The following is an 11,360-nucleotide window of genomic DNA, read 5'->3' as shown; positions in this document are numbered from 1 at the left end:
TAGCACCTCACAAAATCCACGGGGATAATATAGTATTAGCCAATTTTGTTCAATTACTGATTCCGACAAAAGTACTAAAATTCATGTTTAAATCTTTTAGCAAACTCTTGCTTTGTTCATTAAGTATCAAAAAGAATACTCACATTTTATTTAAGTTTAATTAAATAACCCCTTAAACCAACTCCAAACCCCAAACGAATATCCATCAAAAATATCAATTCCCAATGCTGACTTAATTAAATATAAAACCAGCAAGGTAAATAAAATAGTAAACGTGACAACCAAACTTAAAATTATTGCTTGAGTAAACCTTGCTATTTTTTGCTCTTTTAAGCTTAATTCACGCCTGTTTCGCCCCGCTAAAAAAACATAGTAATAACGGTATTTAAAAAATTTAACTACGCCTCTGCAATCAACAGCATGATTACCCCACTGCCTAGCACCTATGGCTATTTTTAAATGCGCTAATTGTTCATCAGTAAACGTAGTTTGAATGTTCTTAGGCATTCGCTCGAGTAAACTTCTAATAGCTGGGTCTTGCTGTAAGTTCGACAAAAAAACCTCAAATGCAACATGATTATTAATTGCCAATTATTTTAAACAACTATTTAATAATAAAAAGCCAATTAAAACTTAATTGGCTTTTTATTTGCTAAAAGTACTTTTTATTTAAGCGTACTAGAGCGATAAGTATTGTTATTTAACCAACTTGGTAGTTCATAGGTTGGTACCTTACCATCTTGGCTAATGTTAGTTTGGTGATACGAGTGCTGGTTCCAAATGCGAGTTGCATTTTTCCAAGGTTTGCTGTTATCAGCAGCACCATACACAGTGACACCATTGTTAATGCTATATCTAGAATCAGTATTATTTGATACAACAACAAGCTCTGCATTATCGTCGCCCTCTAGGTCAACCACAATTGGGTATTCCCAAAGCGTTCCTGATGAGTTAGCAACTGTCGATAATACTTCACCATTAACACCATTTAACACTCTTACTTTGTAGTGATCTTGTACAATTACTTCATCAATACCATCACCATTAAAGTCATAAGCACTCACGCCAATTTTACCGCTCCATTCATCATCATTGGCAACAGTCCATACTAAATCACCGTTTGCGTTATACATATCAACTGCTGTGTAACCTGCGTAAACAATACCTAAATCTTTTGTTCCTAAGAATGTAGATACCGCTTGTACACCACCGCCTAAATTATCAGGGTTAGTTACTTGCCACTTAACATTTCCATTATGCTCAAGTACAGCAAATACACTATCTTCAAGCTTGTTACTTGGATTACTAATTACAATTTCAGGGTTAAGATCATCATCTAAATTGGCAACTGAACTAAACCACATAGTTCCTGGCTCACCATATTGCCATAATTGTGCACCATTAACATCGTACAAGCCTCCACCAGTTAACATTTCTTGATTGCCATTATTATTGGCGTCAAAGGCTATTGAGGCCTTCGACCAATCAGTGGTGTAAAGTAGACCAGCTTCATAACTAAAAACATTTTTCCCTATTAAAATTTCAGGAACCTGATCATTATTAATGTCACTGATTACAACAGAACCAATTGTTTTACCTGATTTTGTAAACTCTTTTTTCACTTGTCCTAAGTTGTTAACAACTTGAACCACTGGTGATGTATAGTCGTTTAAGACAATTTCAACAATACCATCACCATCTAAATCAGCTGCGGCAATAGAGTTACGTGGATCACTGAAAACACCGCCATTTTCATAATTCCATAGTTCAGTTCCATCAACACCACTCAATGCTCGAACCAAACCAGGTCGGCTAGATGCTCTACCTTCATAACTCACAACTATTACATCAGCAACATCATTGTTGTCGATACTTCCGTCACCATTATCATCATTAAGTTGAGCAGTAACGGGAGTAGTAATTACTTGCACATGTTCAGGCATAAATTCACTTGAGTTCCAGTGCCATTTTTGTTGCATTGCAAATGGAGCGATAGGCTCAGCAACTGATGGTAAATCACCATTGAATTCGCCACCTAACAATGCCATAGAGCCTTTAAAACTTTGGCCAATAATTGGCATTTTAGCCGTGCCGTAAGCGCCTTTAACATCAGCATAAGGGGCAAGAATGACACCCTCCCAACGGTTACCTTTAATATTAAGGTTTTGCGTATCAGGGAAGTTAAATACAGTTTTACTTGCGTGGCGGCGTAAATGCCAAAAACCTTTACCGCGCACATGTAAATCAGCACCACCTGTAATATTAAAAATTACAGTTGCATCGCTTGGTATACCCCATACTTTAAAGGTATGAGCACGGGCAAAATCACGGCCATCAATATTAAACACTTGTCTATCAGACCTGCCGTCACCTTGAAGGTACAAACCACCCCATTTGCGGTAAACTGTACCTGTTTGGTTTAACTGGTTTAACTCGGCGCTTAAACTTTTATAATACTCTTCTTGTTCATCAAAGTTAAATGGCATGGCCGATTCATCTTGGTTAGAAAGGATTTTAGAACCCCATTCCATACCCCAGCGTACACCCCAATGAATGTCAGTACCGCCACCGGCAATCATGCTACCTACATATTGGCGGCCGTATTTAAATTTTATGCTTGATTCACTAATTAGATAGTATTCATCGCGATTGTAAGGGCGGGTATAACCCACACTGTAACCTTGAAGATCGATTTCGCCAGCGGCAATTGCACCATCAGCGCGGCCAAAGTGCGATTTAAAATCGTCAAAAACAAATGCTGAAAAATTATTGGCTACGCCTAAGTCTGCAGCCAGCGTTGTAGAGCTGGCTAAAGAAAGTGCGATCACTGCACTTATCTTTTTAAATTTAAGTAATGAGTTAGTCATTTTTTCCCTCGAAAATGAAAAGTGCATTATAGGCACCAAGTTTGAGTCATTTGTTTAATGAAAGTTAATTCATCAAGCGCTTGGTGAACATTATATACACAAATAAAATCAAAAGGAACAAAAAACACTACGAAAGTACTAATTTTAGACCCCATAAAAGGAACTGAAAACTAAAATCAATAACTTACGGTAAAATAAAAGTTTAAATTAGGTGATTTATATATAATACAAACACAAAAGAACTAATTTATGTTAATTAAATGTTAACCAAAGTGGGCATTGATGAGGGGAGTTTTATGTAACGATAAAGCATACCTTGTACCGTTACATAAAAGATTAATTAAAACCCAATGATATAGCGACTATGCTTTTTAAAAACTTTCTTAATAGCTAACGCGGCCATCGAGCAGAAAAGAATTACTATAGAAACTAAAAATACGTATGCCATCCAACTATTATTGAGCTTAAGTCCAAAGCTAGTAATTATCCAAAGCAAAAAAGCATGCATAAAATAAATAGTAAAGCTTGTTGCTGCTATTATTTCTAAAAGCCTGATTTTAGTATCTTCATATCTATGGAGCCAAACCATAAAAAATATACTTAAAGCAAGTTTTTGCAAAAGCATTAAATCTACACCATTATATTCAAATACTAGTTTGTGATAACTACCAACTTTGCCAATATAAGCTTGTAGAAAAGCAAAAATAACTACTATTGCAAATAATAAGTACTCTTTCCCCTTAAACAATAAGTAAATTTTATTCTTATGTATTGATGAAGTAATACCTATCAAATATATTGGAGTAAAATATAAAAAGTTATGAAATATATTGTAGTTATCAATCGATCTATGTAAGAAACTCGCAGTAATAATTAGACTTATAATAAGTGCAAGCTTAGTCTTGGTACTTAATTTTATAAATCTAATGTGTAATGGAGATAATAAAAACGTCAGCATTATAAATGGAATATACCAGTATATTTGAAGCGCAGTACCAGTAATCAAATACTTTGCCACCAAATATGCATAGTTCAATACTGATATATCAAAATATAGATCAGGAGTTATACTCTTTAATGAATAGTAAATCGCCGGAATCATACTAAAAACTAAGTACGGCAAGACTATGACTTTTACTTTCTTTGTAACAAACTCTTTATATTTGAACCTTGTATAAAATACATGATGGAATAAAAAGCCTGAAATAAAAACAAATAAAGTTGTGCCACCAAAAATAAGGTTTTGAATAGTTAGCTCTAATAAGCTGACAGACTCAATATTAGCTATATAAAAAAAGTGACCCGCAACAATAAGCACTATTGCTATAGCCCTAAAGTACTCTAAGGATTTAATCATATTTATTTAAAGTTTAAATTTGCTTTTAATTAGAAGATACGCAAACTTAGAGTTTGTAACTAAGTAACGTTTCCACATTCTGCCTGGTTCTTGAATTACCCTATATAGCCACTCCAAACCGGCCTTTTGCATCCACTGCGGTGCACGCTTTACTTTACCTGCTACAACATCGAACGTACCGCCAACACCCATTACAAAGTCAACACCAAGCTTGTCTTGCCATTTATTAATAAAGTTTTCTTTTTTAGGCGAGGTAATCGCAACAAATAATAACTTAGCGCCCGATTCGCGTATTTTAGTGACCACGGCTTCTTCATCATCCCAAAAGTAGCCATCGTTATAACCTGCTATGTTTAAATTTGGGTTTATTGCTTTAACTTTACTTACTGTTTTGCTTACTACTTCTTCGGTGGCACCCAATAAAAACACAGGAAAGTCTCGCTTGGCACTCATAGCTAATAATTCATGAAATAAGTCAACTCCCGCTACACGCTCTGGCACATGGTGCCCTAAAAAACGCGCACCGAACACTACACCCATACCATCAATATTAATTACCTCACACGCTTTAACCGACTCAGCTAAAACAGGATCTTTTTGCATATTAACTATTTTGGCTACATTTACCACAACATGCTGTAAAAATTGCTTTTGCTCAATTCTACTTTCAATAAAAGACACCGTCTCTTGCATAGTGGCAATATCCATGGGTGCTTTTAAAAATTCAATACGTTTCATTGTTGAGTCCGTTTTTTAAAGTTGTTCAATAACTGCATTTTTAGCGCTGTTCAATTTTTGTCTATTAAAATAAGCAAACGAATAATATACCCATGCTTGTGTCCAACGCACATAGTCAACCTTATTGGTAAAATACTTATTTTTTTGATAAATAAAACGCTGCTTTTTAGGCATATATAAGCTTTGAATAGCGCGGTTTATTACTTTTTCGGCCATTGTAAAGTCATCACATGTTTTGCCTACTTTTAATAATGTAAAAACAGCTTGCGAAACACTGTGCATATCGAGTGGGTAGCGATTATTATTGTAATATTTTGCGGTGCCATCTTGCTCAAACAAATGTGTTTTATAATAAGTAAGACCTTTTGCAATTGACGATTCAAACTCATCAATTTGCAACTCATCACTCAATAAGCGTAGCGCCTCTAGGTTATAACCGGTATGAAAGCCATCTATAAACTGATGATGATGGCGAGCACCATATACCCATGAACCATCAAGTCCCTGTTCGCTTACCGACTGCCTTGCTGCATTTAAAGCAAGCTGTTTGTAATGTTGGTTGTTAGTCAGCACGGCAACTTTTGCAACCCATGCAGCGCCCCAAAGGCTAGCATTATGTACAAATGCAGTTTCACCCGGTATGTAACCAAAAAACTGCCTACCATCACATTCTTTATATAATGTTTTTACAATAAAATGTGCACTATCAACTGCAGGATCTGAGTATTTTTTGTCTTTGGTGATTTCACTTAATGCATATAAAGCCTGAGCAACATAAATAGTAGTAATTACATTTGGCTTACCTTTAGGTACAAAAAAAGCACGAGCATTCCAGTCAAAGTGGTAACCCCAACAGCTATGCTGCCAAATAGATTTATCACTTTGCTGGGTCAATAACCAATCAGCTAGCTTTATCGCTTCATCTAAATAAGTTTGCTCATTAGTTGCTTTATAGTCTTCCAATAAACCTAAAATAAATAAACCAATACCCTTTGGGTTACGCTTTTTGGGCACAGCACATAATGGTCGCAAGTTAATAGCTAAACGTTTATGAAGCTGAATCCAAGCAAGCCCTACAATGCCTTGTTTAAATCGAGGAATTAATTCAAATAGTTTACTATTGAGCCCATCAAATGGATCCTGACCAGCGTATTCATATTTTTGTGCTTGTTTGAGTATTGTATTTGCGCAATAAAAGCTGTCAGTCATAATCAAGCAGCCTCTGCTTTTCTAGTTAAGCTGTCGTATATAGACTGTAGCTGAGGAAGAATTGCTTGTTGGGAAAAATTGTTTTCAAACTTTATTTTTCCAGACTTAGCTAATTGAGCATTTAACTCTCTATCCTTTATTAGTTTAATTAATGCTTGTGCTAGGGCTTCAACATCACCTGCATTCACTAATAAACCATCTTTATCAGATTCAATTGCATCAGGGATACCTCCGGCATAAGTCGAAACGACGCAAATATTTGCAGACATAGCCTCAATAACCCCCATAGGGAAACCTTCGTTATAGCTAGGCAAACAATATATATCAGCAGATCGTAAAACAGATAATTTTTTATCTCCACTGATCCACCCTAAGAACATAACCGAGTCTGAAATATCAAGTTCAGAAGCTAACGCTGTGAATTTTTCGATATCACCATCACCAGCTAACTCTAATTTAGCATTTGGACATTTGGCTTTAACCTTATGGAAAGCTCTAATTAAATCCCCTGCTCCTTTTCTCTCACCAATACGACCAAGGAAAACGACTTTTCCTATTTGAGAATCACTACCATTATTTGCAATAGGAATGACAGAGTTGTACAAAACTTGAAAATGTTCAGTTGTTGGGAAGGTATCCGCCGCCCAGTCTAACCATTGCGTAGATAAGACAAGCACTTTATCTACCATCATGAACGTATTTCTAATATGCTGCTGTTTGTCATCTGAACATTCATTAGAATAAAAATCTCTAAACTCAGCACCATGCAAATGAAGTATTACTTTCACATTAAAAAACTTTAGTATTCTTACTATTAATGACTTACGACTATAACTTCCTCTTGATGCCATATGAACATGAGCAACTTCAATTTTATAAAGCAAAAGTAAAAAAATAATTTTAAAAATTGATAATAAGAAGAACAATTTCATCAAAAAATGACTAACGCCAGATTTGTTCACAGAAACTAACTTAATATTATTTTCGTCAACAAACCCCATTTCAAAATAACTGTTAATAACGGTTGAGATTCCTCCTTGACCTTCACGTTTTGGCCCAACCATTAAATTAATTCTTTTCTTCATTTTAATCCTTAATTTTACAAATAGCTTGTCGCATTTTACCATTTTTAGTCCGTTGAATGCTGTCCACAACTTCAACGGTTACAGCTATGCTCTGACCTAAACGCTCTTTAGTATTTTCAACTAGAATGTTGCGCTCATTTTCGTTAAAAACAGCTGTATCTACCATAACAAAGATATGAACAGCTCCTTTTTTTTGCTGATAAAACTGGCAAGCAATTAACCCTGCAACCCCTTTTGGGATATGGTTTAATATGTGAATTTTCTGATTATCTTCTGCCACTAAATAGTCGCCAACTCGACCTTCAATTTTTTCTATAATAGGGAAAACTCTGCCACAAGGGCATGACTTTTCACTAGATAAATAAACGTAGTCACCTGTTTTATATCTTATCAAAGGGAAATAATGATTATTAAAATTAGTGCCAATAATTTCATGTCGCCCTGTCGCATCAACGGGCATTAATTCTACATGGGAATAATCGGTTAGGAGGTGGTATCTTCCATGTTCACACTGGCCTATCGCAGCTACTCGCTCAAATAAACCATACCAGTCAAATACTTTACAGTTAAACCGAGTCTCAATTAAGTGACGATCTTCTTCAGATAAAGACTCAGAAGATGTGAGGATTGATTTTATTTTACTAGGGTAGTAACTATCAATAGACTCTAAGTACCTTGCTAATGCAACGATCGAAGATGGGTATGCCTGTATAACTTCTACACCAAAATCGACCATAGCTTTAATATAATCAGGTATTGTAATAGCAGAAATATGAAAAGAAGATAACAAAATCATATCTTCAAAATATGAATAACGCCAAAATGGAGATTGTTTTTGAGCAAAGGGCACAACCATATCCCCACGAATCCATGCTCTTTTATCACCCTTTTTATAGCCAGCCCACTCTCGCTGTCTATCAAAAAAAGCCTGCTCTCTATTCACTGCAATGAGGTCTTGATAAATATTAAGAGGGCTCCCTGTTGTACCGCTTGTTGCACCACTGATCACTACTTTAGGCTTAACATCTGAAATAAAAGCGCTAGGATTATTGCGAACCACGCTCTTATCTATAACAGGAAAGCCATTAATAGATTTATCTGTTAATGCTTGTTCCTTATAAAAATCAACATTCTTTAGAGCATTATCAATACACGATTCGAGCATTGCGTCTGAATAAGATTGTAAATTATCCGCCGAACGCTCATTTCTATGAATATTACGAAGAGTCTCTTCTGAAAAATTATTTCTTTTTAGTTTAACTCGAATAAATCCACGTATTGTTAAAATACTGTTTTGGATAAATATTGGTGCTAGTTTATATATTTTGCTGTTTAACATTCCACTAAGTCCATTTTTTCAGTGTATTCATTAAGCGTCATAAAACTATTGAATTGCGAAAGTACTTTTGAAAATGGGCTAAATAAGCTCAAATCCTTAGGGTGTGCAATTAGCACTAGCGGGTAGTTAGGGTCTTGTATACGTCTTTGTTTAATTGCAACTTTAAAACGAGTAATTTCCATAGAACTAGATAAACACATATCAAAATTACTATTTTTAAGCATTTCAATATTTTGAGCGCTTTTATCTTCTCTATTATGAGAATATGGTACGTTTTTATATTGGCGATTTTTAATGGTAGAAAATACTCTAGCCAAGCTAAATCGTTGTAGTTTATTAACACTGATTGTCAATAATGGTAGCTCAAGCAATCTTCTAACGGATTTTTTATCACTTGGTACAATTATTGAGTCATCACAATGCCAATAAGGAAGGTTACTAGGCGCCATTGTAAAATCATAATTAGAGAGGCTGTTAGAAAAAAAACCAGGGCAAACTGAAGAGTCGCAGTAAATATTATTATCTAACAGTGCATTGACACTTTCATATGAATTACCTACGTTATAACCGCCCGCACGAAAAGCAGTACAATTATAATTTGGGTCTACGTCTCTAACACGCTTTTCAAGCATTTCTTTACCTAAAGCTAGAAGTTCATATTTCCCGGGTGACCCCTTAGTTGAACGCTCGGGAAGATCAGAAAAGCTCCACCATTGATGGTTTAATTTCCACTGCCCGTTAATATACTCGGCATTGTACCATTGCGGATGTAAGTGAAGCTGAATATCATGGCCTTGCTTTATTAGCTCAGCAATTTGATTTTCTATTGCAACTGCCCCCAGATATTCATTACTCTCTTCTGGATATAACTCTTTTAAGCCTATCAGCTTTTCAACTTCTAGTATTTCAATAAAAAAAGTAGCCTTGGTGCCAAGTTTATCAAACGCTTTCAACATTTTATAAGTAGGGTCGATTAAATGTTTAAAAACACATCCCTTACCACTTCCAAATAACTCATAGTCAATTGTTATAATATTAGTCATTAGTTTCCCTTGAAAGCTCATACCTTTTGCCAAGTATCATTAAAGTTTTAACTTCTGATACCTGTTTAAACCCAGTTTTAGTGAAAGAGGCTATTGATGATAGATTTTGAGCATTTATAGAAGTTACAATTTTAGATACTCCCTTTGCTTTACATTTCTCAATTGCAAAAAATATCATTGCTTTATTTATACCTTTACCTCTGTGCTTTTTATCAACAAAAACAGGGCCAATCCATGCAAAGTTATTAGCACTAAGTAAAACCTCTCCGAATCCAGCGATTTCCTTTTTACCAAAGGATAAAAAAGTGAAACCTGCCACTTCATCATTTACCTTTGCAACGAAGCATTCACCACCACCTTCAAAGCTATTTGCAACATCCGCTTTTGATAAGTGCAAAATCCCTATTGGTTTATCTATATCTTTTAAATCCACTGTTTTCAGTTTTTCAAATTCAAGTTCTGAGATGTTTAATTCAAAGCCTAATGTACTTGTTTTTCTATAAAAAAAACCTGTGACTTTTTTCAAGAACATTATAAAAACATTGTAGAAGCCGTCAGTCTTACATCGTTTTAAAATCTTAATAATCATTTTTTTACCTGCATAAAAAATGGTTTTAAATCTTTTAAATCGAATATATCAGTACTATTTGATCTAAGAATTGATAAGTTATCTTTAAAGTACTTTTTAAATGATTTAGTTTTGGTAAATAAGATCATACAAGATTGAATATCTCTCAAAAACGATGACCATTTTATGGTTGTGTTTAAACGCTCTCCCTCTTCCGCCTTTCCATAGAGCAACTTAGAAGGGGTAGTATATTTGCTACCTATCGCACTCATTAAGCCGCATGGCCTTGAGTTTGCTTCAATTAAAAAATATGTCCCTGTTTGATCGCATTCTTTAAACTCTACTTCGATTAAACCGACATAATTAGAACTTTTTAAGAGTTCAACTATCGGTCTGTATATAAAATCCATAAAAGCAGTGGGAGCTTCAAACTCTTCTACATAAGAACCAAAACCGTTTTTAGATATTCGGCACTTTCTAGTCAAAAGGTATGCTACATGCTCACTTGAAATTGAAAGTTGTAGCGATATGTTAGAATCCTCTGCTCCACTTATATAATCTTGAAAGATTAGATATTGGAGTGTGTTTTTGCTCACACTTGTATAAAAGTGGTGAAAATCACTAAAGCAATTAAAAACTTTTGTTTTAAAGTTAGCGTCACTAGTACTATGTAATACGTCCTGATTCCATTTAACCAAAATTGGATTTGGTAATTCACCATTTTCATATAAGGTAGTCGGTTCGTAGCTTCTTGGATATTTAATGCCTATTTCTTTAAAAAAATTGTAAGTTGAATCTTTATGGGCAAAGAGTTTTATTAGCTCGAATGGTTTAGGATATATGTCATACAGTGAACTTAATTCTTTTCCATAGTCAACAATAGCCTGCAACTCTTTACCGCCACAGATGTGCATTTCATTGAAATCACGATTCAGCAATTTTAGTTTTTTTATAAATTCTTGAGGGTCTTTAACACATAACTTTTCACCATACTTCGAATGAAATGCAATTTTCTCATCTAAAGAAACCAACAATACTTTTTCACCTTGCCTTGCTAATAGCCGAAGAACATAAAGAGCTTGGGGCCCAGAACCTAAAATTATTGCACTCACTAATGACCTCTTACTTATTCTTAAAAAATTATTAAATCACTT

General features: G+C 34.8%; 10 protein-coding genes. All 10 read right to left on the bottom strand.

Annotated features, from left to right (window positions below):
• Positions 1–156 precede the first annotated feature (156 nt).
• Positions 157–555 carry a hypothetical protein gene (locus ACNSN2_RS05540; RefSeq protein ID WP_054201188.1) on the bottom strand — a complete coding sequence of 133 codons (399 nt, stop codon included), beginning with the start codon at positions 553–555 and terminating at the stop codon, positions 157–159.
• A gap of 110 nt (positions 556–665) precedes the next feature.
• A complete protein-coding gene (locus ACNSN2_RS05535; protein ID WP_418608729.1) occupies positions 666–2,867 on the bottom strand; it encodes a choice-of-anchor A family protein in 2,202 nt (733 codons plus the stop codon).
• A gap of 340 nt (positions 2,868–3,207) precedes the next feature.
• A complete protein-coding gene (locus ACNSN2_RS05530; RefSeq protein ID WP_418608728.1) occupies positions 3,208–4,224 on the bottom strand; it encodes an acyltransferase family protein in 1,017 nt (338 codons plus the stop codon).
• Between the two features lie 6 nt (positions 4,225–4,230).
• A complete protein-coding gene (locus ACNSN2_RS05525; protein ID WP_418608727.1) occupies positions 4,231–4,962 on the bottom strand; it encodes a WecB/TagA/CpsF family glycosyltransferase in 732 nt (243 codons plus the stop codon).
• A gap of 15 nt (positions 4,963–4,977) precedes the next feature.
• Positions 4,978–6,171: an aspartate-semialdehyde dehydrogenase gene (locus tag ACNSN2_RS05520; RefSeq protein WP_418608726.1), complete on the bottom strand. Its 1,194-nt coding sequence runs from the start codon at positions 6,169–6,171 to the stop codon at positions 4,978–4,980.
• 2 nt (positions 6,172–6,173) lie between these two features.
• Positions 6,174–7,256 (bottom strand): glycosyltransferase family 4 protein, encoded by a 1,083-nt coding sequence (locus ACNSN2_RS05515; protein ID WP_013464719.1) that lies wholly within the window; start codon positions 7,254–7,256, stop codon positions 6,174–6,176.
• Between the two features lies 1 nt (position 7,257).
• Positions 7,258–8,595, bottom strand: a complete 1,338-nt coding sequence (locus ACNSN2_RS05510) for a phenylacetate--CoA ligase family protein (RefSeq protein ID WP_418608725.1) — start codon at positions 8,593–8,595, stop codon at positions 7,258–7,260.
• A complete protein-coding gene (locus tag ACNSN2_RS05505; protein ID WP_013464717.1) occupies positions 8,589–9,638 on the bottom strand; it encodes a hypothetical protein in 1,050 nt (349 codons plus the stop codon). Before ACNSN2_RS05505 ends, ACNSN2_RS05510 begins: the two co-directional genes overlap by 7 nt.
• Positions 9,631–10,227: an N-acetyltransferase family protein gene (locus tag ACNSN2_RS05500; protein ID WP_418608724.1), complete on the bottom strand. Its 597-nt coding sequence runs from the start codon at positions 10,225–10,227 to the stop codon at positions 9,631–9,633. Before ACNSN2_RS05500 ends, ACNSN2_RS05505 begins: the two co-directional genes overlap by 8 nt.
• Positions 10,224–11,318: a hypothetical protein gene (locus tag ACNSN2_RS05495; protein WP_418608723.1), complete on the bottom strand. Its 1,095-nt coding sequence runs from the start codon at positions 11,316–11,318 to the stop codon at positions 10,224–10,226. The genes ACNSN2_RS05500 and ACNSN2_RS05495 overlap by 4 nt, the downstream gene beginning before the upstream one ends.
• Between the last annotated feature and the right edge of the window lie 42 nt (positions 11,319–11,360).

This window comes from Pseudoalteromonas sp. US3C1013 (assembly GCF_048401115.1).
Lineage (GTDB): Bacteria > Pseudomonadota > Gammaproteobacteria > Enterobacterales > Alteromonadaceae > Pseudoalteromonas > Pseudoalteromonas undina.
This window is presented reverse-complemented; position numbering and strand designations above follow the sequence as displayed.